Annotated in this window: 15 protein-coding genes; 9 read left to right on the top strand and 6 right to left on the bottom strand. The window is 70.6% G+C overall.

Annotation, left to right across the window (positions count from 1 at the left end; genetic code table 11):
* The first annotated feature begins 128 nt into the window (after positions 1 to 128).
* The 5 genes from JOM49_RS26975 (at position 129) to JOM49_RS26955 (ending at position 11,245) form a co-directional block, all read left to right on the top strand.
* Positions 129 to 4,439, top strand: a complete 4,311-nt coding sequence (locus tag JOM49_RS26975) for a GH92 family glycosyl hydrolase (RefSeq protein WP_209667008.1) — start codon at positions 129 to 131, stop codon at positions 4,437 to 4,439.
* Positions 4,440 to 4,505: 66 nt separating this feature from the next.
* Positions 4,506 to 7,754: a GH92 family glycosyl hydrolase gene (locus JOM49_RS26970; RefSeq protein ID WP_209667007.1), complete on the top strand. Its 3,249-nt coding sequence runs from the start codon at positions 4,506 to 4,508 to the stop codon at positions 7,752 to 7,754.
* On the top strand, positions 7,724 to 9,850 hold the full coding sequence (locus JOM49_RS26965; protein WP_372444087.1) for an FUSC family protein: 2,127 nt from the start codon (positions 7,724 to 7,726) through the stop codon (positions 9,848 to 9,850). Before JOM49_RS26970 ends, JOM49_RS26965 begins: the two co-directional genes overlap by 31 nt.
* 49 nt (positions 9,851 to 9,899) lie before the next feature.
* Positions 9,900 to 10,889: a malate dehydrogenase gene (locus tag JOM49_RS26960; RefSeq protein WP_209667006.1), complete on the top strand. Its 990-nt coding sequence runs from the start codon at positions 9,900 to 9,902 to the stop codon at positions 10,887 to 10,889.
* Between the two features lie 203 nt (positions 10,890 to 11,092).
* Positions 11,093 to 11,245 (top strand): hypothetical protein, encoded by a 153-nt coding sequence (locus JOM49_RS26955; RefSeq protein WP_209667005.1) that lies wholly within the window; start codon positions 11,093 to 11,095, stop codon positions 11,243 to 11,245.
* A 53-nt stretch (positions 11,246 to 11,298) separates the two neighbouring features.
* Here JOM49_RS26955 and JOM49_RS26950 read toward each other — a convergent pair whose 3' ends face one another.
* Genes JOM49_RS26950 through JOM49_RS26935 form a run of 4 tightly spaced genes read right to left on the bottom strand, consistent with a single transcriptional unit; the run spans position 11,299 to position 15,967 of the window.
* The gene (locus JOM49_RS26950; protein WP_209667004.1) at positions 11,299 to 13,350 is read right to left on the bottom strand and encodes a M3 family metallopeptidase; all 2,052 of its coding nucleotides are present in this window, start codon (positions 13,348 to 13,350) and stop codon (positions 11,299 to 11,301) included.
* Positions 13,347 to 14,063, bottom strand: coding sequence for a histidine phosphatase family protein (locus JOM49_RS26945; RefSeq protein ID WP_209667003.1), 717 nt, complete (start codon positions 14,061 to 14,063; stop codon positions 13,347 to 13,349). The genes JOM49_RS26950 and JOM49_RS26945 overlap by 4 nt, the downstream gene beginning before the upstream one ends.
* Positions 14,064 to 14,082: 19 nt before the next feature.
* A complete protein-coding gene (locus JOM49_RS26940; RefSeq protein WP_209667002.1) occupies positions 14,083 to 14,922 on the bottom strand; it encodes an undecaprenyl-diphosphate phosphatase in 840 nt (279 codons plus the stop codon).
* Position 14,923: 1 nt separating this feature from the next.
* Positions 14,924 to 15,967: an LLM class F420-dependent oxidoreductase gene (locus JOM49_RS26935; protein WP_209667001.1), complete on the bottom strand. Its 1,044-nt coding sequence runs from the start codon at positions 15,965 to 15,967 to the stop codon at positions 14,924 to 14,926.
* A gap of 85 nt (positions 15,968 to 16,052) precedes the next feature.
* Between JOM49_RS26935 and JOM49_RS26930 the strand changes: the two genes are divergently transcribed.
* The 3 genes from JOM49_RS26930 to JOM49_RS26920 all read left to right on the top strand — a co-directional run bounded on the left by JOM49_RS26930 (position 16,053) and on the right by JOM49_RS26920 (position 18,336).
* Positions 16,053 to 17,018 (top strand): aldo/keto reductase, encoded by a 966-nt coding sequence (locus JOM49_RS26930; RefSeq protein ID WP_209667000.1) that lies wholly within the window; start codon positions 16,053 to 16,055, stop codon positions 17,016 to 17,018.
* 107 nt (positions 17,019 to 17,125) lie between these two features.
* A complete protein-coding gene (locus JOM49_RS26925) occupies positions 17,126 to 18,121 on the top strand; it encodes a YncE family protein (RefSeq protein ID WP_209666999.1) in 996 nt (331 codons plus the stop codon).
* Positions 18,118 to 18,336, top strand: coding sequence for a DUF5703 family protein (locus JOM49_RS26920; protein WP_113691926.1), 219 nt, complete (start codon positions 18,118 to 18,120; stop codon positions 18,334 to 18,336). Before JOM49_RS26925 ends, JOM49_RS26920 begins: the two co-directional genes overlap by 4 nt.
* 388 nt (positions 18,337 to 18,724) lie before the next feature.
* Here JOM49_RS26920 and JOM49_RS26915 read toward each other — a convergent pair whose 3' ends face one another.
* Both JOM49_RS26915 and pruA read right to left on the bottom strand, forming a co-directional pair.
* Positions 18,725 to 19,651, bottom strand: coding sequence for a proline dehydrogenase family protein (locus JOM49_RS26915; protein ID WP_209666998.1), 927 nt, complete (start codon positions 19,649 to 19,651; stop codon positions 18,725 to 18,727).
* Between the two features lie 3 nt (positions 19,652 to 19,654).
* Positions 19,655 to 21,286, bottom strand: a complete 1,632-nt coding sequence (gene pruA / locus JOM49_RS26910) for an L-glutamate gamma-semialdehyde dehydrogenase (protein ID WP_209666997.1) — start codon at positions 21,284 to 21,286, stop codon at positions 19,655 to 19,657.
* An 89-nt stretch (positions 21,287 to 21,375) separates the two neighbouring features.
* Here pruA and JOM49_RS26905 point away from each other — a divergent pair, with 89 nt between their 5' ends.
* Positions 21,376 to 22,947, top strand: a complete 1,572-nt coding sequence (locus JOM49_RS26905; RefSeq protein ID WP_209666996.1) for a PucR family transcriptional regulator — start codon at positions 21,376 to 21,378, stop codon at positions 22,945 to 22,947.
* The last annotated feature ends 23 nt before the right edge of the window (positions 22,948 to 22,970 follow it).

Genomic DNA, 22,970 nt, shown 5'->3' with positions numbered 1-22,970 from the left:
CAACTGGGTTGTCCGTTTTCGGACGGGAAACCAACGCGTTCTTGACAACGATGTCACAGCGCGCTTACTTAGCGGGGCGCCGTCCGCGGCGCTCCCCTGCGTCCCCCCGCCCGGAACCTGGAGCAAAGATGCCCCGAAGCGTCCGACCACCGGTCTGCGCGCTGCTGTCCGCCGTCGTGTTGTCGGCTGGCCTGACCGCGGTCCCCTCCCCCGCGCTCGCCGCGCCCGCGCCCCCGCCCGACTTCTACTCCTCCTTCGAGCCCGGCGAGCCGGCGCCCGACTGGACCGACACGGTGGACACCGGGCCCGACGGCAAGCCCAAGGCCGACGGGGTCAACGGCGCCAACGGCACCGCCATCCCCGGTGACGTCCGCGGCAAGCTCGCCGAGGCGACCGCGAGCAGCGAGAACCCCGAGGGTGGCGAGATCGCACCGAACCTGGCCGACGGCAAGCCCGAGTCGAAGTGGCTGTCCAAGCAGCCGACCGCCTGGGCGCGGTTCACCCTGACCGAGCCGGTCACCATCACCCGCTACGGCCTGACCTCGGCGAACGACTTCGACGAGCGCGACCCGCGGGACTGGAAGCTGCAGGGCTCGGCCGACGGCACCACCTGGACCGACCTCGACACCCGGACCGGGCAGGAGTTCGGCGAGCGCTTCCAGGCGAAGGAGTACCGCCTCGCCGCGCCGGCCACCTTCCAGCACTTCCGGCTCGACGTCACCAAGAACAACGGCGGCCCGCTGCTCCAGCTGGCCGAGTTGCTGCTGGCCAACGACGAACCGGCCCCGCCGGCGCTGCCCAACATGCGCAGCTTCCCCGACGGCGGCCCCACCGGTGGCTACACCAACAAGTCGCGCGCCGGCTACTCCGGCCTCCGCGCGTTCCGCTATTCCGGCACGCACACCGTCGAGGGCCGCGCCTACTCCTACAACAAGATCTTCGACGTCGACGTGCCCGTCGGCGACGCCACCGAGCTGTCGTACAAGGTCTTCCCCGAGTTCTCCGGTGACGACCTGCGGTACCCGAGCACCCACGTGGCGGTCGACCTGGCCTTCACCGACGGCAGCTACCTCAGCGACCTCGGCGCCGTCGACCAGTACGGGTTCGCCCTCTCGCCCGCCGGGCAGGGCGCGGCGAAGTCGCTGTCGGTCAACCAGTGGAACTCCGTGCGTTCCTCGATCGGCACGGTCGCCAAGGGCAAGGTCATCGACCGGGTCCTGGTCGGTTACGACAACCCCGCCGGGCCCGCGCCGCTGCAGGGCTGGCTCGACGACGTCCGCCTCGGCGCCGGTACGCCCGCTCCCCCGGCGAACGCCCGCCCGAGCGACCACGTGCTGACCACCCGCGGCACGCACGCGAACTCGTCCTTCTCCCGCGGCAACAACTTCCCCGCCACCGCCGTGCCGCACGGGTTCAACTTCTGGACCCCGGTGACCGACGCCGGTTCGACCAGTTGGTTATACCGCTATCACGAAGGCAACAACGCCCAGAACCTGCCCACCACGCAGGCGTTCAGCGTCAGCCACGAGCCCAGCCCGTGGATGGGTGACCGGCAGACGTTCCAGGTCCAGCCCTCGCTCGCGGCCGGGGTGCCCGACGCCAACCGCGACGCCCGCGAACTGGCCTTCAAGCACGAGAACGAAGAGGCCAAGGCCCACTTCTACGGCGTCGAGTTCGAGAACGGCATCAGGACCGAGCTGGCCCCGTCCGACCACGCGGCGATGTTCCGGTTCACCTTCCCCGGCGCCGACGCGAACCTGATCTTCGACAACGTCAACAACAACGGCGGGCTGACCCTGGACAAGGCGGCCGGCGCGCTCACCGGGTACTCCGACGTCAAGAGCGGGCTCTCCGCGGGCGCGGGCCGGTTGTTCGTCTACGCCGAGTTCGACAAGCCGGTCACCGCGGGCGACAAGCTGCCCGGCGAGGGCCGCGACAACGTGCGGGGCTACCTGCGCTTCGACACGGGCGGCACGAACACCGTGCAGATGCGCATCGCCACCTCGCTGATCAGCGTGGACCAGGCCAGGAAGAACCTCCAGCAGGAGATCGCGCCCGGGGCCACGCTGGAGTCCGTGCGCGACGCCGCCCAGGCGGCCTGGGACGACAAGCTGAGCGTGATCGAGGTGGAAGGCGCCAGCGCCGACCAGCTGCAAACGCTCTACTCGAACCTGTACCGCCTGTTCCTCTACCCGAACTCGGGCTACGAGAACATCGGCACGAAGGAGCAGCCGAAACTCCAGTACGCGAGCCCGGTCGCGGCGAAGACCGGCGCGGACACGCCGACGCACACCGGCTCGAAGCTGGTGGACGGCGAGATCTTCGTCAACAACGGCTTCTGGGACACCTACCGCACCACCTGGCCCGCGTACGCGCTGCTCACCCCGACCATGGCCGGGAAGATGGTCGACGGGTTCACCCAGCAGTACCGCGACGGCGGCTGGATCTCCCGCTGGTCCTCCCCCGGCTACGCCAACCTGATGACCGGCACCAGTTCCGACGTCGCCTTCGCCGACGCCTACCTCAAGGGCGTGAAGAACTTCGACGTCCAGTCGGCCTACGACGCCGCGCTGAAGAACGCGAGCGTGACCCCGCCGAACGCGAGCGTGGGCCGCAAGGGGCTCGACACGTCGATCTTCCTCGGCTACACCTCGACCGCCACCGGTGAGGGCATGTCGTGGGGCATCGAGGGGTACGTCAACGACTTCGGCATCGCGAACATGTCGAAGAAGCTCTACGACGAAGCCGCGCCGGACGATCCGCGCAAGCAGGAGTATCTGGAGAACCACGAGTACTTCACCAACCGCGCGCAGAACTACGTGAACACCTTCGACCCGAACATCGACTTCTTCCAGGGCAAGTCGCCGACCGGTGACTGGCGCGTCCCGGCGAGTGAGTACGAGCCCCGCGAGTGGGGGCACGACTACACCGAGACCAACGGCTGGAACATGGCCTTCACCGTGCCGCACGACGGCAACGGCCTGGCCAACCTCTACGGCGGCAGGGACGGCCTGGCGAAGAAGCTGGACGAGTTCTGGGCCACCCCGGAGACGGCCACCTTCCCCGGTTCCTACGGCGGCGTGATCCACGAGATGCGCGAAGCCAGGGACGTGCGGATGGGCCAGTACGGGCACTCCAACCAGCCCTCGCACCACATCCCCTACATGTACAACTACGCCGGTCAGCCGTCGAAGACGCAGGAGAAGGTGCGCGAGGTGCTCTCGCGGCTGTACCTGGGTGGCGAGCTCGGCCAGGGGTACGCGGGCGACGAGGACAACGGCGAGATGTCCGCCTGGTACATCTTCAGCGCGCTGGGCTTCTACCCGCTGCAGATGGGCAAGCCGGACTACGCCGTCGGCTCGCCGCTGTTCACCAAGGCCACGGTGAACCTGGAGAACGGCAAGAAGCTGGTGGTCAACGCCCCGCAGAACAACGCGGAGAACATCTACGTGCAGGGCCTCAAGGTCAACGGCAAGGACCACTCGTCCACCTCGCTGCCGCACGACCTGCTCGCGAACGGCGGCACGCTCGACTTCACCATGGGCCCGCAGCCGTCGGCTTGGGGCACCGGGCCCGCCGACGCGCCTTCGTCGATCACCACCGGCGACGCCGTGGCCAACCCGCTGCACGACCTGACCGGGCCGGGCAAGGGCACCGCCATCGCGGAGGCGGGCGACGTGGCCACGCTGTTCGACAACAGCTCGGCCACCGAGTCGAAGCCCGGTTCCTGGGTGCAGTACCAGCTCAACTCGGGCTCGGAGGCGGCGAGCTTCTACACGCTGACCTCCCCGAAGGGTGAGGGCGAACCGCGGAGCTGGGTGCTCAAGGGTTCCTACGACGGCCAGACCTGGGCCGTGGTGGACCAGCGCACGGACCAGAGCTTCCAATGGCGCCAGCACACGCGGGCGTTCAAGGCGGCCGACCCCGGGCACTACACGCACTACCGGCTGGAGGTCACCGCGACCAACGGCGGTGCGGCCGGGCTGGCCGAGGTCGAACTGCTGGGCAAGCCGGACCCGGTGTGCACCACGACCATCGGCGCCGACCACCAGGGCGCGCTGGCCGTGACCAGCGGCGTGACCTGCGTGGCGGGCGTCCACGTCCGCGGTCCGGTGACCGTGGCCGAGGGCGCGTCGCTGGTGGTCGACGGTGGTTCGATCAGCGGCCCGATCTCGGCGGCGAAGGCCGGGTCGGTGCGGTTCCTGCGCACGAAGGTGACCGGGCCGATCTCGATCACCGGCGCCACCGGCACGGTAGCGCTGGAGAACTCCACCGTGTACGGACCGGTGGCGCTCAACGGCAACACCGGCCCGTCGGTGCTGCTCGCGGCGAACACCCTGCAGGGCCCGCTGAGCTGCGGCGGTGGCACGCAGCCGGTGAACAACACGCTGGCCAACACGGTGCGGGGTGCCGTCGCCGGTCAGTGCGCCGGGTTGTAGCGGCTCGACGGCACGACACGGGCGGCGTCCGGGTGATCCCGGGCGCCGCCCGTTAACGTGGGCCCCATGCCCGAGCAGCCGACCGAGTTCTTCTCGTCCTTCGAGCCCGGCGACCCCGCGCCCGGCACCGGTGACCGGCTCCGCGTCCACGTCGGCGACGGCCCGGCCCAGGCGCCCGCGGCCAAGCCGAAGACCGGGTTCAGCGGCCTGCACGCGCTCAACTACCGCACCGGGGTGATCGGCCAGGCGCGCACCGGGCTGTTCCGCACCGACCTGGCCGTCACCGAGCGCAGCGAACTGTCCTATGTGGTGTTCCCCGAAGCGGACCCGGCGTGGCGCGGCACCTTCGTCGCCATCGACATCGAGTTCGACGACGGCACCACGCTCGCCTCGCTGAACGCGCTCGACCAGCACGGCTTCGTGGTCACCGCGAAGGCGCAGGGCCTGGCCAAGAAGCTGTACCTGGACCAGTGGAACCACGTCCGCTGCTCGCTCGCCGCGGCCGCGGGCAAGCGCGCCAAGGCGATCCTGCTGACCACCGAGGTGCCCGAGGGCGACGGCGAGGTCTCCGGCTGGCTCGACGACGTGCGCATCGCCGAGCGCGAGCCCACCGGCCCGGTGGAGCCCGTCGACCGCGTACGCACCACGCGCGGCACGCACTCGGCGAACAACCGCTCACGCGGCAACAACATCCCCGCCACCGCGCTCCCCCACGGCTTCAACTTCTGGACCCCGGTGACCGACGCGAGTTCCACCACCTGGGTGTACGAGTACCACCGGCGCAACAACGGCGCGAACCGGCCCGCGCTGGAGGCGTTCGGCCTGAGCCACCAGCCGAGCCCGTGGATGGGCGACCGGCACACCTTCCAGGTGATGCCGCGGATCGGCGAGCTGACGGTGGACCGGCAGGCCAGGGCGCTGGCCTTCGACCACGCGAACGAGCTCGACCGGCCGTACCACTACCGGGTCCGCTTCGACAACGGGATCACCGGCGAGATCGCGCCCGCCGACCACGCCGCGATGCTGCGGTTCACCTTCCCCGCCGGGGAAGCGCACCTGATCTTCGACAACGCCGACAACCGGGGCGGGCTGCGGCTGCACGCCGACGGCACGGTCACCGGGCACACCTGGGTCCGCAGCAGGCTGTCCGTGGGCGCGCGGCGGATGTACGTCTACGGCAAGCTCGACCGCGCCGCGAAAGCCGCGAAGAAGGTGCGGAACCCGTTGTGGCGCGCGGTCACCGGGCACCTGAGCTTCGACGTCGGCGAGCAGGAATCGGTCACCCTGCGGATCGCCACCTCGCTGATCAGCCTCCGGCAGGCCCAGCACAACCTGGAACTGGAGATCCCGGACGGCACCACGTTCGACGCCGTGCGCGACCACGCGCGTGAGGAGTGGCGCAAGATCCTGGGCCGCTTCGAGATCGAAGGCGCCAGCGAGGACCAGCTCACCACCTTCTACTCGAACCTTTACCGGCTCTACCTCTATCCGAACTCGGCGCACGAGAACACCGGCACCGCCGCGGCACCGGCCTACCGGCACGCGAGCCCGGTCAGCCGGAGCACCCGGGTCAGCACCGGGCGGCGCACCGGGGCGAAGGTGCTCGACGGTCCGATGGTGGTGAACAACGGCTTCTGGGACACCTACCGCACCACCTGGCCCGCGTACGCGTTGTTCAGCCCGGAGCGCTGCGGTCAGCTCGCCGAGGGATTCGTGCAGCAGTACCGCGAGGGCGGCTGGATCTCACGGTGGTCCTCCCCCGGCTACGCGAACCTGATGACCGGCACCAGTTCCGACGTCGCCTTCGCCGACGCCTACCTCAAGGGCGTGCACAACTTCGACGTGGTGGCGGCCTACGACGCCGCGCTGAAGAACGCCACGGTCACCCCGCCGAACAAGAGCGTGGGCCGCAAGGGCCTGGACGAGTCGATCTTCCTCGGGTACACGCCGGCGTCCACACCGGAGGGTCTGTCGTGGGCGCTGGAGGGCTGCATCAACGATTTCGGCATCGCGAACCTGTCGCGAGCCCTCCACGAGGCCGCCGCCGAAGACGATCCCCGGCGGGCCGAGTACCTCGACAACGCGCGCTACTTCACCAGCCGCGCGCTGCACTACGTCCACCACTTCGACAAGCGGATCGGTTTCTTCCAGGGCCGGGACGCCGCCGGTGGCTGGCGCTGGGCGCCCGAGCAGTACGACCCGGCGGTCTGGGGCTTCGACTACACCGAGACCAACGGCTGGAACATGGCCTTCACCGTGCCGCACGACGGCGGTGGCCTGGCGAACCTGTTCGGCGGCCGCAAGAAGCTCGAGTCCACTCTGGACACCTTCTTCGCCACGCCGGAAACCGGGCTCAAGCCGGGTTCCTACGGCGGCATCATCCACGAAATGACCGAAGCCAGGGACATCCGCCTCGGCCAGTACGGGCACTCGAACCAGCCGTCGCACCACATCCCGTGGATGTACCTCCACGCGGGCGCCCCGGCGAAGGCGCAGGCCGTCGTGCGCGAGGTACTGCTGCGCTGCTACCTCGGCAGCGAGCTCGGCCAGGGCTATCCCGGCGACGAGGACAACGGCGAGATGTCGGCGTGGTACCTGTTCGCCGCGCTCGGTTTCTACCCGCTCACCATGGGCAGTCCGTCCTATGTGCTCGGTGCGCCGCTGTTCACCAAGGCCACCGTGCACCTGGAGAACGGCGAGGACCTGGTGATCAACGCGCCCGGCAACACGGCGGCCACGAAGTACGTCCGCGGGCTGAAGGTCAACGGCGAGCCGTACCCGAAGACCCACATCCCGCACGCCACCCTCGCCCAGGGCGCGGTGCTCGACTTCGACCTGGCCGAGGAGCCCGGCGACTGGGGCACCGGCGAGGACGACCTGCCGCCGTCGCTGACCACCGGCGACCTGCCCGCCGCGCCGCTGACCGACCTGCCGGGGCAGGGCCGCTCGCCGGACAACGACGTCTCCCAGCTGTTCGACGACACCAGCCGCACGCAGGTCAACTTCGGCACCGCCACGCCGACGGTCGAGTTCACCGTGGACGGTGCACTCCGGCCGGTGTCGTTGTACACCCTCACTTCCGCGCTCGGTGAGGGCGATCCTTCGTCCTGGGTGCTGGAGGGGTCGGACGACGGCGAGTCGTGGAGAACGCTCGACGAGCGGCAGGGCCAGGTGTTCCGCTGGCGCCGCCAGACCCGGCCGTTCTCGCTGGCCGAGCCCGCCGCGCACCGCCACTACCGGCTGCGGATCACCGGCGGCACGGATCGCCGGATCAGCCTGGCCCAATGGGAACTGCTCGGGAGCACCACCGCATGATCGTCCGCTTCACCAAGGTCACCGAGGCGACACGTGACCGCTTCGCCGCCTCCGACCCCGGCTTCGTCCGGTTGCGCCTCGCGTTGTCCGCGATCTTCGGCATCGTGCTGACCGTACTGGTGCTGCTGCCGTTCTCCCAGCCGCTGACCGTGGTGATGGTCGGCGCGATCGGCGCGATGATGAGCGCGTTCACCGTGCACGAGGACACCACGCGCCAGGACTTGGTCACGCTGCTGCTGGTGCTGCTCACCGGCGCCGCTTCGCTCACCCTGGCCAGTCTCGGCGCGTCGATGCCGCCGCTGGACAGCGTGGTGTTCGTGCTGCTGATCTTCGTCGCCGTCTACGCGCAGCGCTGGGGTGCGCGCGGGATCGCGCTCGGCTCGGCGACCTTCTTCCTGTTCTTCTTCGCGATGTTCCTGCAGACGCACCTCAAGCAGGTGCCCGCGCTGCTGGGCGCGCTGCTGGCCGGGATCCTGGCGAACGCCTTCATCCGGCTGGTGGTCCTGCCCCGCCGCCCGGCGAAGGAACTGCTGCGGGTGCGCCGGGCGTTCCGGGCGCGGCTGGCGGCGGTGATCCGGGCGGCCCAGGCGTACCTGGAGTCCGGGAGCCGCAACGACAAGCAGCTGCGCACGGCGGCGAACCGGATGCACGAATGCGTGCTGATGGTCGAGGACGTGGCACCGGACGTGGTGGACGAACGCGCGGTCGGCGTGCTGCGACGCCGGGCGATCGAGGTCGAGCTGGCCGTCGAATGGCTGGTGATCACCTTGCGCCGCACCGCCGCCGAGGACCTCGACGAGGCCACGCGCGCCGACCTGGTCGCCGCGCTGCGCCGGTTCGGCGGGCTGATCGGGCGTGACCCGCGTGAGCTGCCGGTGATCAGCGATTCGGCCGAGTTCAGCCAGATGCTGGTGGCGGGCAGCAGGCTCGGCGAACACGCCCGGCCGGGTGACGAACTGCGGCACGCCATCGCCGAACTGGCCATCGCCGACGTGAACGCGCAGCGGGTCGCCGAGAACGACGAACTGCCCGCCGACGACGCTCCGGACGCCGAGGAGCCCGAGCGCAAGGCCGTCTTCACCTACGACAACCAGACCCGGGGCGCCATCCAGGCCGTGGTCGGTGGCGGGCTGGCCGTGCTCGGCGGGGAACTGGTGTCCCCGCAACGGTGGTACTGGGCCGTGCTCACGGTTTTCGTGGTGTTCCTCGGGTCCGCGACCGCGGGCGCCACCTTCGTCAAGGGCATGCGGCGGCTGGTGGGCACGCTCGTCGGCATCTTCGGCGGGGTGCTCGCGGCGCTGCTGGTGGTCGGGAACTCCCCGGCCACGCTCGTGCTGCTGCTGGTCTGCGTGTTCGGCATGGTCTACTTCTCGCGCGTCTCGCAGGCGATCATGGCCTTCTTCATCACCACCATGCTCGGCCTGCTCTACAGCCTGCTCGGCACATTCACCTTCGAGGTGCTGTGGATCCGGCTGGCGGAGACCGCGGTCGGCGCGGTGGCGGGCATGCTCGCCGCGGTGGTGATCGTCCCGGTGCGCACGCGCGCGGTCATGCTCGACGACATCGCGGCCACGCTGGAGGACCTGCGGACGTTCGTCGAGCGCGCGGGCGAACTGCTGTCCGGACGTGAGAATCACAACATCATCGAGCTGTCCCGCACCCTGGACCGCGACGTCGACCAGGTGCGCCGGACCATCGAACCGCTGGTCCACCCGGTGAACGTCAGCACCGCGCGGCGCGACCTCGGCTGGCACGTGCAGGGCACGCTGGAGTCCATCGCGTTCCGCGCGCGGCACGTCGCCGCCCGCGCCCAGCCGGGCATGTTCGCCGGTGACGACCGGCTCCCCGAGGTGCTGGCCGGGATCACCCGCAAGGTGGACACCCTGCTCGAAGTGGTGCGCGAGCCCGCCACCGCGCCCCAGCGGCGGCTCGAACGCGAGACCGGCCTGCCGCCCGGCGAGTGCGCCGGGGACGCCACCCGGCGGTCGCTGCTGTCCAGTCTGGACCAGCTCGACGCCGAGCTCGTGGCGCTCGGGAACACCTTCGGCATGCGGCGTGACAAGACGCACCCCGACGCCGGTTACGCAGAGGGATAACATCGCTCGCACAAAGCCATGAGCCAACGCTGTCTGCAGGAGTAACGAGATGACCCAAGCCCCTGTCAACGTCACCGTCACCGGCGCGGCCGGCCAGATCGGGTACGCGCTGCTGTTCCGCATCGCCTCCGGTCAGCTGCTCGGCCCGGACACCCCGGTGCGACTGCGGCTGCTGGAGATCCCGCAGGCGGTGAAGGCGGCCGAGGGCACCGCGCTGGAGCTCGAGGACGGCGCGTTCCCGCTGCTCGCCGGCACGGACATCTTCGACGACGCCAAGCAGGCCTTCGCCGGGGCGAACGTGGCGCTGCTGGTCGGCGCCCGCCCGCGCACCAAGGGGATGGAGCGCGGTGACCTGCTCGAGGCCAACGGCGGCATCTTCAAGCCGCAGGGCGAGGCGATCAACGCCGGTGCCGCCGACGACATCAAGGTGCTGGTGGTGGGCAACCCGGCCAACACCAACGCGCTGATCGCCCAGGCGCACGCGCCCGACGTCCCGGCCGAGCGCTTCACCGCGATGACCCGCCTCGACCACAACCGCGCGCTGGCGCAGCTGTCGAAGAAGCTGGGCGTACCGGTGTCGGAGATCAAGAAGCTGGCCATCTGGGGCAACCACTCGGCCACCCAGTACCCGGACATCTTCCACGCCGAGGTCGCCGGCAAGAACGCCGCCGAGGCCGTCAACGACCAGGCCTGGCTCGCCGACACCTTCATCCCCACCGTCGCCAAGCGCGGTGCCGCCATCATCGAGGCGCGCGGTGCCTCCTCCGCGGCCTCGGCCGCCTCCGCCGCCATCGACCACGTGCACACCTGGGTCAACGGCACCCCGGAAGGCGACTGGACCTCCGCCGCCGTCGTCTCGGACGGCTCGTACGGCGTGCCGGAGGGCCTGATCTCCTCGTTCCCGGTCACCGCGCGGAACGGCAAGTACGAGATCGTGCAGGGCCTGGAAATCGACGAGTTCTCGCGCGCCCGCATCGACGCCTCCGTACAGGAACTCACCGAAGAACGCGACGCCGTCAAGAAGCTCGGCCTCATCTGACCCCCATCCCATTGCTAGGAGTGGGGCATTACTTGCATCCATTGCAAGTAATGCCCCACTCATTGCATTCGAGCCCGGCGAGCACCTGAGCGCAGAGGACGTGCGTAGGCCGTTGGGGTGAGCCGGTGGCGAATCTGTGACAGCATGGGGGTAAGTGTCACAGAATGCGGGCGTTGGTTGTCCGATCGCTGAGAGGGGTACGCATGAAGAAGGTCCTGACAGGTTTGCTGCTGGCGGGCATGGTCGCGCTGGGCGGCCTCGCGATGAGCGGGGCGGCCTCCGCGGCCACCGCCGTCGAACACGGCGGAGGCGACGGCAACGAGTGGGTCATCACCCCTGACACCTGGGAGTGGTAGCCCACCACGAAAGGGTGGCTCCCCCGGAAGTCGAGGGAGCCACCTGCGCGAAACTAGGCGCCCGTCAGGCCTCGGCGCTTCAGGAGGGGGTCGATTTCCGGGTCCCGACCGCGGAAGTTGCGGAAGGCGGTCATCGGGTCGATGCTGCCGCCCCGGCCCAGGAGTTCCCGGCGGAAGTGGTCGCCGTTCTCCCGGGTGAGGCCGCCGTTCTCCCGGAACCACTCCACGCTCTCCGCGTCGAGCACCTCGCTCCAGATGTACGAGTAGTACCCCGCGCTGTACCCGCCGCTGAAGATGTGCGCGAAGTACGAGCTCTGGTACCGCGGTGGCACGGTCGGCAGCGAGACCCCGGCCTTGCGCAGCGCCTCCGCCTCGAAGGCCGCCGCGTCGCTGATCCGGTCGTCGGCGCCGATCGTGTGCCACGCCTGGTCCAGCAGTGAAGCCGCGAGGTACTCCGTGGTCGAGTAGCCCTCGCCGTACTGCTGCGACTCCAGCAGCTTGTCCACCAGGTGCTGCGGCAACGGCTCACCCGTCCGGTGGTGCTTGGCGTAGTTCGCCAGCACCTCCGGCCACAGCATCCACATCTCGTTGACCTGCGACGGGTACTCGACGAAGTCCCGCGGCACGTTCGGCCCGGAGAACTTCGGGTACCGCACGTCCGAGAGCAGCCCGTGCAGCGCGTGCCCGAACTCGTGGAACGCCGTCACGACCTCGTCGAAGGTGAGCAGCGTCGGCTCGCCCTCCGGCGGGCGGATGATGTTCAGGTTGTTCACCACCACCGACCGCTCGTCCCGCAGGCCGGCCTGCTCGACGAAGTTGTTCATCCACGCGCCGCCGCGCTTGCTGTCCCGCGCGTAGTAGTCGCCGAGGAACAGGCCCAGCCCGGAGCCGTCGGCGTCGAAGACCTCGAAGATCCGCACCTCGGGGTGGTACTTCGGCAGGTCGTGCCGCTCGGTGAAGCTGAGCCCGTACAGCCGCGACGCGGCGTAGAACACGCCGTCGATCAGCACGCGCTCCAGTTCGAAGTACGGACGCAGGGCGGCTTCGTCGATGTCGAACCGCGCCTTGCGCACCTTCTCCGCGTAGAACGCCCAGTCCCACGCCTCCAGCGAGATCTCGCCGCCCTCGGCGTCGATCTGCTGCTGCAACTCCAGCGCTTCGGCGTTGGCGTTGGTGACCGCCGCGGGCGCGAGCCGTTCCAGCAGGCCCTGCGCGGCGTCGGCGGTGCGCGCGGTCTCGTCCGAGATCACGTACGCGGCGTGGTTCGGGTAGCCCATCAGCGCCGCCCGCTCGGCCCGCAGGTGCGCGATCTTGATGATCAGCTCGGAGTTGTCGTGCTCGTTGCCGCGCTTGCCCCGCGAGACCGACGCCCGGTGCAGCCGCTCCCGCACCGCCCGGTTTTCCAGCGACCCCAGCGCGGGCTGGTGCGTGGGCAGGCTGAGCTTGAGCACGTACTTGCCTTCAAGACCCCGTGAGGCCGCGGCTTCCGCGGCCGCCGCCACGGTGTCCGCCGACAGCCCGGCCAGCTCCTCGGCCGTGTCCACCACGACCGCGAGGTCGTTGCCCTCGGCGAGCAAGTTCTCCTGGAACCGCGTGCTCAGCGTGGACAGTTCCTCGTTCAGCGCGCGCAGCCGGTCCTGCTCGGCCTCGCCGAGCGCGGCGCCCGCCCGCACGAAGTCGACGTGGTAGCGCTCGAGCAGCCAGGCCGACTCCGGGTCCAGGCCCAGCGAGTCGCGCCGCTCGAACAGCTCGGTGATCCGCGCGAACAGCTTCTTGTTCAGGTGGATCGCGTCCCGGTGGGCCGACAGCTTCGGCGCGATCTCCGCCTGCAACTGCTGCAGCTCCGGCGTGGTGTCCGAGGAGGTCAGGTTGAAGAACACCATCGAGACCCGGCCGAGCAGCTCGCCGGAACGCTCCAGCGCGACCACGGTGTTCTCGAAGGTCGGCGGCTCCGGGTTGTCCGCGATCGCCGTCACCTCGCCGACCTGCTCGGCGATGCCCGCCTCGAACGCGGGCCGGTAGTGCGCACCGGTGATGCGGTCGAACGGCGGCAGCCGGTAGGGCAGCTCGCTGGGACCGGCGAACGGGTTGTCCGGGGAGATCATGCGCGGCCCTTTCGACCAGTCGAACCCCCGATGACGGCATCGGAGGACTTCTTACCCTTCTTCTTACCCCGCTGCGGCTTCGGCGGCACGAGCCCGCTCAGGTCACCGCCGTTGTCGTTGACCTTCACCACGAACGGCCGCGTCTCGGTGTAGGTGACCACCGAGATCGACCCGGGGTCGACCACGATCCGCTGGAACGAGTCCAGGTGCTGCCCGAGCGCGTCGGCGATCAGCGACTTCAGCACGTCGCCGTGGCTGCACAGCAGCCAGACCGCGTGGTCGCCGTGCGCCGCGGTGATCCGCGCGTCGTGCTCGCGGACCGCCTCGACCGCCCTGGCCTGCATCGCGGCCAGGCCTTCCCCGCCGGGGAACACCGCGGCCGAGGGGTGCGCCTGCACCACCCGCCACAGCGGCTCGGACACCAGGTCCTTGATCGCCCGGCCGGTCCACTCGCCGTAGTCCACTTCGGACAACCGGGCGTCGACCACCCGTTCCAGCTTCTGCGCGGCCGCCAGCGGCGCGACGGTCTGCTTGCAGCGCAGCAGCGGCGAGACCACCAGCCCGGACAGCGGGATGGCGGCCAGGCGCCCGGCCAGTGCTTCGGCCTGCGCCCGGCCGGTCTCGTCGAGTCCGACCTTCGGCGCGCGCCCGGCCAGCACACCCGACCCGTTCGCGGTCGAGCGGCCGTGCCGCAAGAGGATCACAGTGCCCACGGCGCCAGCCTAGATGACGTCAGTGGCCGGCCGGGCCCGCATTGGGGTCGAGCACGCCGCCGAAGACCAGCCCGAACAGCACGATGCCCAGCACGATCCGGTAGATCACGAACGGCAGGAAGCTGCGCCGCTTGATGTAGCTCATCAGCCAGGCGATCACCACGTAGCCCACGCCGAAGGCGACCAGGGTGGCCAGGATGGTCGGCCCCCACTCGGGGCTGTTCTCCCCGCCCACGTCCTTCAGCTTGAACAGGCCCGAGGTGAACACCGCGGGCAGCGCGAGCAGGAAGGAGTACTCCGCCGCTTCCGGGCGCTGGTAGCCCATCAGCCGTCCGGCGCTGGTGGTGCCGCCCGAGCGCGACACGCCCGGGATCAGCGCCAGTGCCTGCGCGAAGCCGAAGGCGAGGCCGTGCTTGACCGTCAGGTGGTCGAGCGTCCGCTCGTTCTTGCCGTAGGTGTCGGCCAGCCACAGGATCACGCCGAACACGATCAGCATGGTCGCGGTGATGCGCAGGTCGCGGAACGAGGTGTCGATCTGGTCCTGCAGCAGCAGGCCGAGCACGCCGATCGGCAGCGTGCCGATGATGATCAGCCAGCCGAGGCGGGCGTCCGGGTCGTCGCGCCACTCCGGCTTGTAGAGCGAGTAGAACCAGCCGGTGAGGATCCGGCCGATCTTCTTCGCGAAGAAGAGCACCACGGCCAGTTCGGTGCCGATCTGGGTGACCGCGGTGAACGCGGCGCCCGGGTCGTCCCAGCCGGCCAGCGCGGCGGTGACCCGCAGGTGCGCGCTCGAGGAGATCGGGAGGAACTCGGTCAGGCCCTGGACCAGGCCGAGCACCAGTGCTTCGAACCAGCCCACGTCAGTTCCCCGCCATCTCGATGGCCTCGGCGGCGGTGTCCAGCGCGATCCGGCGGGCGTCGGCGTCGCCGTCGTAGGGCGCCACGGTGAGCGTGGTCACGCCGGCCTCGGCGAAGGCGGCCATCTTCTCGGCGATGCGCTCCTTCGGCCCGAGCAGCGCGGTCGCGTCGAGGAACTCCAGCGGCACCGCGGCCATCGCCCCGGCGTAGTCCTTGGCCAGGTACTTCTCCTGGACCTCGGCCGCCTCGGCCTCGAAGCCCATGCGGCAGGCGAGCTGGTTGTAGAAGTTCTTGTCCCGGCTGCCCATGCCACCGATGTAGAGCGCGGCGTAGGAGCGGACCGCGTCCGCGCAGGCGATCCAGTCGTCGCCGACCACCAGCGGCACGGTCGGCGCGATGTCGAGGTCGGCGAGCGAGCGGCCGGACTTCTCGGCACCGGCCCGCAGGTGCTTCAGGTGCTCCTCGGCGTGGGCCGGGGAGAAGAAGACCGGCAGCCAGCCGTCGGCGATCTCCCCGGTCAGCTCGAGGTTCTTCGGGCCGATCGCGGCGAGGTAGGTCGGGATGTGCTCGCGCACCGGGTGCACGGTCAGCGCCAGCGCCTTGCCGGGGCCGTCCGGCAGCGGCAGCTGGAAGTGCTTCCCGTCGTACCGGACGCGCTCGCGGCGCAGCGCCGCCCGCACGATGTCGACGTACTCCCGCGTCCGGCCCAGCGGCGAGGCGAACCGCACCCCGTGCCAGCCTTCGGACACCTGCGGCCCGGAGACGCCGAGGCCGAGGCGGAACCGGCCACCGGAGAGCGTGTCCAGGGTGGCGGCGGTCATCGCCGTGGTGGCCGGCGTCCTGGCCGGGATCTGCAGCACCGCGCTGCCGACGTCGATCCGGGAGGTCTGCGCGGCGATCCAGGCCAGCACCGTCGGGGCGTCCGAGCCATAGGCTTCGGCCGCCCAGACGACGGCGTAGCCCAGCTCGTCGGCGTGTTTGGCGAGTGTGAGGTTGGCCGCGTCGTTGCCGGCGCCCCAATATCCGAGGTTCAGTCCCAAGCGCACGGGGCCCGACCCTAAACCGGGGGATGATCACCGCGACACGCGCCTTCGTAAAGGCCAGGAGCGGCTGGTTGGCTAGGCTGCGCGGATGGAGAACCGGCAGCTCGGCGCGTCCGGCCTGAGAGTGTCCAGGATGGGCCTGGGCACCATGTCGTGGGGTACCGGCACGGACGCCGAAGAGGCCGCCAACCAGCTGGTGGCCTTCGTGGACGCGGGTGGCACGCTGGTCGACACCGCCGACATCTACGGCGACGGCGAGAGCGAACGGGTGCTCGGCTCGCTCATCGGCGACCTCGTGCCGCGCACCGACATCGTGCTGGCCACCAAGGCGGTCGCCCGCCGCGGGGACGGCCCGTTCGGCGGCGGCGCCTCGCGCGGCGCGCTGCTCACCGCGCTCGACGGCTCGCTGCGCCGGCTCGGCGTGGACCACATCGACCTGTGGCAGCTGCAGTCCTGGGACCCGGCGGTACCGATCGAGGAAACGCTGTCCACGGTGGAGTTCGCGGTCGCCAGCGGCAAGGTCCGCTACGCCGGGGTGTCCAACTACTCGGGCTGGCAGCTGGCCACCGCGGCCGCGCGGCCGTCCGGCGTGCGCCTGATCTCCACACAGATGGAGTACTCCCTGCTGCAGCGCGGGATCGAGCGCGAAGTGCTGCCCGCCGCGCAGTACCACGGCATCGGCGTCCTGCCCTGGGCCCCGCTCGGCCGCGGCGTGCTGACCGGCAAGTACCGCACCGGCACCCCGGCCGACTCCCGTGGCGCCTCCCCCACCTTCGCCGGTTACGTGGAGCAACACCGCACCGACCGGGCCGCCCGGATCGTGCAGGCCGTGGTGACCGCCGCCGACGGGCTGGGCACCTCGCCGCTGGCCGTGGCGCTGGCCTGGGTGCGGGACCGGCCGGGCGTGGTGGCGCCGGTGGTCGGGGCGCGCGACACCGGTCAGCTGACCGGTTCGCTGATCGCCGAGGAGATCACCCTCCCGCCCGCGATCCGGTCCGCGCTCGACGACGTCAGCTCGATCGAGACCGGTTACCCGGAGCGATGGCCGCGCTGAGGCGGTCCGGGCCGTTTCGAGGTGTCTGTTAGGTGACAGCCACGTGACGTGACGTGGTTCTTACGGGATGCTGGACTTTGTCGGACTCATGGTCGGGAGGATTCGGATTGCGCCGGTTGCTTGTCGCTTCGCCCCTGGTGGTCGCGCTGGTGTTGAGCGGCTGCACCACGGGGAGCGACCAGTCCGACGACCTGCAGCTGGTGGCGAACCCGGTCGCCGCGACCGCGCTGCCCTCCCCCGCCCGTGCCGCCGAACCGGCCGGGCGGGTCCTGCCCTCGGCGCCGGTCGGCACGACGGCCGTGGTCGGCGGGGTGCTCGCGGTGGCACTGGCCGAACCGCCCTCGCTGCAGCTCTACGACCTGACCGACCTGGACAAGGCACCACGCGCGGTGAGCCTGCCCGCGCCCGCCGAGCAGCTCACCCCCGCGGGTGACTTGCTGCTCGCCAGCCTGCCCGGCGCGAGCGCACTCGCCAGGGTGAACCCGGCCGACGGCACGGTCACCACGGTGCCGGTCGCCGGTCAGCCCGCCGCCGCCGATCCCCGCGGCGCGCAGACGCTGGTCGCCGTGCGTGACCGCAAGGCGGTCGAGGTGCTCGACGGCGACCGGGTGAGCAAGACCATCACCGGCCAGCTCTACAGCGCCGACAAGGTGCTCGCCGCGGGCGACACCACGGTGGTGCTCGACCGGCTGCGCACCGCGTTGTTCGAAGTGGACCTCGCGGCGGGCACGGTCAAGGAGGGCCTGCGCGCCGGCGACGGCGCCACGAACGCGGTGACCGACCGCTACGGCCGGGTGCTGGTCACCGACTCCCGGGCGGGTTCGCTGCTGGCGTTCTCGTCCGGTCCCCTGCTGCTGCGGCAGCGCTACCCGGTGCCGGGCGGGATCTACGGCATCGCCTACGACGCCCAGCGCGATCTCGCCTGGGTCACGCTCACCGAGCGCAACGAGGTCGCCGCGTTCGACGTCGGCGGCGGCGAGCCGGTGGAGAAGTTCCGCTTCCCCGTCGTCCGCCAGCCCAATTCGGTGTCAGTGGACCCGGCGAGCGCGGCGGTGGTCGTCGGCTCGGCCGTGGGAGAAGGGATCCAGGTGATCGAACCGTGACCGAGGCGGTGGTCGAAGGGGACTGGGAGTATCGCCGGCTGCAACTGCCACCCGGCGTATCGCGGCTCTCCGCGGCGATCCAGCTCTCCATCCAGGCAGAGTTCTCCGGCTGGGAACTGTCCAACGTCCGCCTCTACGCCGACGGCACCCGCCGAGTATGGCTACGCCGGCGACGCTCACTGGCCACCGCCGGCGTCCCCGGCCCCAGCCTCTGACTCGCCCCTCCTTCGCCGCCCCCGAGGACACAAATGTGGCTTTCGGGGCGGATTCGGCCCCCAAAGCCACATTCGTGTCCTCTCACACGCCGGTGCAGCCCACCCGCCTCTCCCGTGGCGGTGCCGTGAAAGCCACATTCACGGCACATTCCGCCGTGAAAGCCACATTCACGGCACCGGCCACCACCTCGCCACATTCGTGACACCGCCCCACCCCACCAAACACCGCCGCCCGGGCACCCCACCAGAGCAATCGCCCAGACCCCCACCCCGCTCCGGTCCACAGCCCAGAACACGGCGAAGGCCCCGATGTCAAGGCATCTTTCCCGCCTTGACATCGGGGCCTTCGCCGTAGTCACACTAAAAAACCGGGGCGGGCCAAGAACCCCTACCCCCGCCCCGCAAACGACCGCAGAAAGAACGCCACATTAGCCGGTCGTTCCGCCAGCCTCCGCATGAAGTACGGGTACCACTCGGTCCCGTACGGCACGTAAGCCCGCAGTCGCATCCCGCGTCCCGCGAGGTCGCGCTGCGCTTCCGGCCGCACCCCGTAGAGCATCTGGAACTCGAAGTCCTCGGCCGACCGGTCGTGCTGCATGGCCAGCCACTCCGCGATGTCCACCAGCCGGGGGTCGTGCGTGGCCACCATCGGGTAGCCCTCCCCGGCCATCAGCACCTTGAGGCACCGCACGTACGAAGCGTCCACTTCGGACTTGTCCCGGTAGGCGACGGAGGCGGGCTCGTCGTAGGCGCCCTTGCACAGCCGGATCCGCGATCCCGGCCCGGCGAACTCGCGGCAGTCGGCTTCGGTGCGCTTGAGGTAGGCCTGCAAGACCGTGCCGGTCCACGGGAAGTCCACCCGCAACTCCCGCACGATCGACAGGGTCGAGTCCGTGGTGGTGTGGTCCTCCATGTCGACGGTCACCGTGGTGCCGACGGCGGCCGCGGCGGCGCAGATCTGCCGGGTGTTCTCCAGCGCGATCTTGTCACCGTCCACCGGCAGCGCCTGGCCCAGCGCGGACAGCTTCACCGACACCTCGGCCCGCTCGGCCAGGCCCTGCTCGCCGAGCGTGCGCAGCAGTGCACGGTAGGCCTCGACGGTCCGCTCGGCCTGGGCCCGGTCGGTGGTGTCCTCGCCGAGGTGGTCGAGCGAGACGAGCCGGTCCTCGGTGAGCCGCCGCACGTTGGCGATGGCCTGGTCGAGTTCGTCACCGGCGACGAACCGGTCGACGATCGGGCGCAGCACCGGCGCGCGCTCGGCGACGGTGCGGAATGACGAGGAGCGGGAGGCGGCGATCAACGCGGAACGGAGCACGGCTCAGTCCTCCAGTTGGTGCGGGTAGCCCACCGAGGTCGGCGGCACGAAGGTTTCCTTGATCGTGCGCGGGCTGATCCAGCGCTGCAGGTTGTAGATCGAGCCCGCCTTGTCGTTGGTGCCCGACGCCCGGCCACCGCCGAAGGGCTGCTGCCCGACGACCGCGCCGGTGGGCTTGTCGTTGACGTAGAAGTTGCCCGCGGCGAACCGCAGCGCCTTCGAGGCCTTGACCACCGCGTTGCGGTCGTTCGCGATGATCGAGCCGGTCAGCCCGTACGCCGCGCCCTGGTCGACCTGCTTGAGCACGGTTTCGAAGTCGCTGTCCTCGTAGACGTGCACGGCCAGGAACGGCCCGAAGTACTCGGTGCTGAACACCTCGTGCGTGGGGTCCTCGCCGACCACGACGGTCGGGCGGACGAAGAAGCCCTCGCTGTCGTCGGCGGTGCCACCGGCGACGACCTCCAGCGAGTCCGACCCGTGCGCCAGCTTCAGCGCACCGGCCAGCCGGTCGTAGGCGCGCCGGTCGATCACCGCGCCGAGGAAGTTGGACAGGTCGGTGACCGGGCCCATCTTCAGCGCGTCCACTTCGGACACCAGGTCGTCACGCAGGCGGTTCCACACCGAACGCGGCACGAAGGCACGCGAAGCCGCCGAGCACTTCTGGCCCTGGAACTCGAAGGCGCCGCGGACCAGCGCGGTGCGCAGCACGTCCACGTCGGCCGACGGGTGGGCGAGCACGAAATCCTTGCCGCCGGTCTCGCCGACCAGGCGGGGGTAGGTGCGGTAGCCGGAGATGTTGGCGCCGACGGTCGACCACAGGTGCTGGAAGGTGCGGGTGGAGCCGGTGAAGTGGATGCCGGCCAGCGCCGGGTCAGCCAGCGCGACGTCGGAGACGGCCAGCCCGTCGCCGGTGACCAGGTTGATCACGCCCGGCGGCAGCCCGGCTTCTTCGAGCAGGCGCAGGGTCAGGTGCGCGGCCAGGCCCTGCGTCGGCGACGGCTTCCAGACCACGGTGTTGCCCATCAGCGCGGGCGCGGTGGGCAGGTTGCCGGCGATCGCGGTGAAGTTGAACGGGGTGATGGCGTAGACGAAACCCTCGAGCGGGCGGTAGTCCAGCCGGTTCCACACGCCCGGCGAGCTGACCGGCTGCTCGGCCTGCAGCTGCCTGCCGAAGTGGACGTTGAAGCGCCAGAAGTCGGCCAGCTCGCAGGCGGAGTCGATCTCGGCCTGCACCGCGGTCTTCGACTGGCCGAGCATGGTGGCCGCGTTCAAGGTGTCGCGCCACGGGCCGGACAGCAGGTCGGCGGCACGCAGCAGCACGGCGGCGCGCTCGTCGAAGGGCAGCGCGCGCCAGTCCTCGGCGGCGCGGAGCGCGGCGGCGACGGCGGCCTTCGCGTCGGCGTGGGTGGCGTTGGCGGTGGTGCCGAGCACGTGGGCGTGCTTGTGCGGCTGCACCACGTCGATGCGCTCACCACCGGCCATCCGCTGCTCGCCGTCGATCGTCGAGGTCAGCTCGAACTGGCCGGCTTCCAGTTCGGCGAGCTTGGCGACGAGGGACTTCCGCTCGGGCGAGCCGGGGGCGTACTCGCGAACGGGTTCGTTGCGGGGTGCGGGCGGCTGGGTGATCGCGTCCATAGCCGCCAACGGTAGGTCCGCGGCGGCGGCCTGGGATTGTCCGACCGGCTAAGCTTGCCCGTGTTTCCCTGTTCGATCGGACAAGACTGATGACCGACGGTCCCTCGCTGCGCCAACTCCTCTCCGCCATCGGCGAACCCCTGGTCCAGTTGCGCGCCGGCCCGGGTGACCTGCCCGTGCACGGCCTGGCCATCCTGGATCCGGACGACGATCCCGGCGCCTACCGCGGTGAGCTGGTGCTGATCATCGGCGCCCGTGGCCGGGACGCGCTGCGGTACCTGCGCGCGGCGGCCCGCCGGGGTGCCGCGGCGGTGGCGGTGAAGTCCGAAGAACCCGACACCGCCCAGCTCGAAGCCGCCGCGGACGACGCCGGGATCGGCCTGCTGGTGGTCCAGCCGCGGGCGCGGTGGGACCAGCTCGCCGCCCTCGTCCGCGAACTGCTCGACAGCGCGGCGCTGACCGCCGGGCTGCGGGACGACGAGTCCGACCGGGACCTGTTCTCCCTGGCCCAGACCGTCGCCGCGCTGACCGGCGGCATCGTCAGCATCGAGGACGCCACCTACCGGCTGCTCGCCTACTCGCGGTCGGATGACGAGGTCGACGAACTGCGGCGGTTGACCATCCTCGGCTGGAAGGGACCGGAACGCTACCTCGAACTGCTCCGCGAATGGGGCGTCTACCAGCGGCTGCGGTCCGGCGAAGAGGTCGTCGACCTGGAGGAGCGGCCCGAACTGGGCATCCGGCGGCGGCTCGCGGTCGGCATCCGGGCCGGGAGCCAGCACCTTGGCGCGATCTGGGTGCAGCAGGGCGCGCAGCCGTTCGCCGAGCAGGCCGAAAGCGCGCTGCTCGGTGCCGCGCGCATGGCCGCGTTGAGCATGCTGACCCAGCGCGGACTGCCGGGTGTCCGCTCGCGGAACGAGCTGATCACCGGCCTGCTCGACGGGCGGGTCAGCGCCGATCTGGTGGCCGGGCAGCTCGGCCTGGACCCGGCCGCGCCCTCGGTGGTACTCGCCTTCGCCGCCCGCACCATCGAGCCGGACCTGCCGGAGCACGAACTGCACCTGGCCGAACTGGCGCGCGTGGTGTCCGTGCATCTGACCGCGCACCGGCGTGGCGCGCTGGTCGGGTCGATCGGCGGCCGCGTGTACGCGGTGCTCCCGGCGACCACCGCCGCGACCGGGCTCGCCGAGCGCGTCGTCGACGTCCTCAAGCGGCGGACGGCGCTGACCGTCCAAGCGGGAATCGGCAGCACGGCACCGTCGCTGCGCGCGGTGGTGACTTCGCGCGCGGAGGCCGACCGGGTGCTCGACGCGGTCAGCCGCACGCCGGACCGCGCGGTCGGCACCATCGGCGACCTGCGCGCCGAGGTCCTGCTCGGTGAGACGCTTTCCTTGCTGGAAAGCCATTCCGAGCTGCACGATCCCGCCGTCAAGTCCCTTGTGGAGCACGACACCGAGCATGGAACCGAACTGGCGGGATCGCTCCTGGCCTATCTGGACGCACTCGGCGACGTCCGTGCGGCGGCGGAAAGGCTGCACGTGCACCCGAACACCTTGCGCCACCGCGTCCGCCGCGCGAGCGCGATCGGCGGCATCGACCTGGACGACCCGGCACATCGGGTGGTGTGCCACCTGAACCTGTTGCTCGCCACCAGGTTCTGACCGCGGTTGTCCAGCCCGTCACC

Origin of the sequence: Amycolatopsis magusensis (genome assembly GCF_017875555.1) — a bacterium.
Taxonomy (GTDB): domain Bacteria; phylum Actinomycetota; class Actinomycetes; order Mycobacteriales; family Pseudonocardiaceae; genus Amycolatopsis; species Amycolatopsis magusensis.
This window is presented reverse-complemented; position numbering and strand designations above follow the sequence as displayed.

What these genes read in the sequence shown, in the direction of transcription:
- JOM49_RS26975 (WP_209667008.1), top strand. Translation starts at nt 129, where the DNA reads ATGCCCCGAAGCGTCCGACCACCGGTCTGCGCGCTGCTGTCCGCCGTC.
- JOM49_RS26970 (WP_209667007.1), top strand. Translation starts at nt 4,506, where the DNA reads ATGCCCGAGCAGCCGACCGAGTTCTTCTCGTCCTTCGAGCCCGGCGAC.
- JOM49_RS26965 (WP_372444087.1), top strand. Translation starts at nt 7,724, where the DNA reads ATGGGAACTGCTCGGGAGCACCACCGCATGATCGTCCGCTTCACCAAG.
- JOM49_RS26960 (WP_209667006.1), top strand. Translation starts at nt 9,900, where the DNA reads ATGACCCAAGCCCCTGTCAACGTCACCGTCACCGGCGCGGCCGGCCAG.
- JOM49_RS26955 (WP_209667005.1), top strand. Translation starts at nt 11,093, where the DNA reads ATGAAGAAGGTCCTGACAGGTTTGCTGCTGGCGGGCATGGTCGCGCTG.
- JOM49_RS26950 (WP_209667004.1), bottom strand. Translation starts at nt 13,350, where the DNA reads ATGATCTCCCCGGACAACCCGTTCGCCGGTCCCAGCGAGCTGCCCTAC.
- JOM49_RS26930 (WP_209667000.1), top strand. Translation starts at nt 16,053, where the DNA reads ATGGAGAACCGGCAGCTCGGCGCGTCCGGCCTGAGAGTGTCCAGGATG.
- pruA (WP_209666997.1), bottom strand. Translation starts at nt 21,286, where the DNA reads ATGGACGCGATCACCCAGCCGCCCGCACCCCGCAACGAACCCGTTCGC.
- JOM49_RS26905 (WP_209666996.1), top strand. Translation starts at nt 21,376, where the DNA reads ATGACCGACGGTCCCTCGCTGCGCCAACTCCTCTCCGCCATCGGCGAA.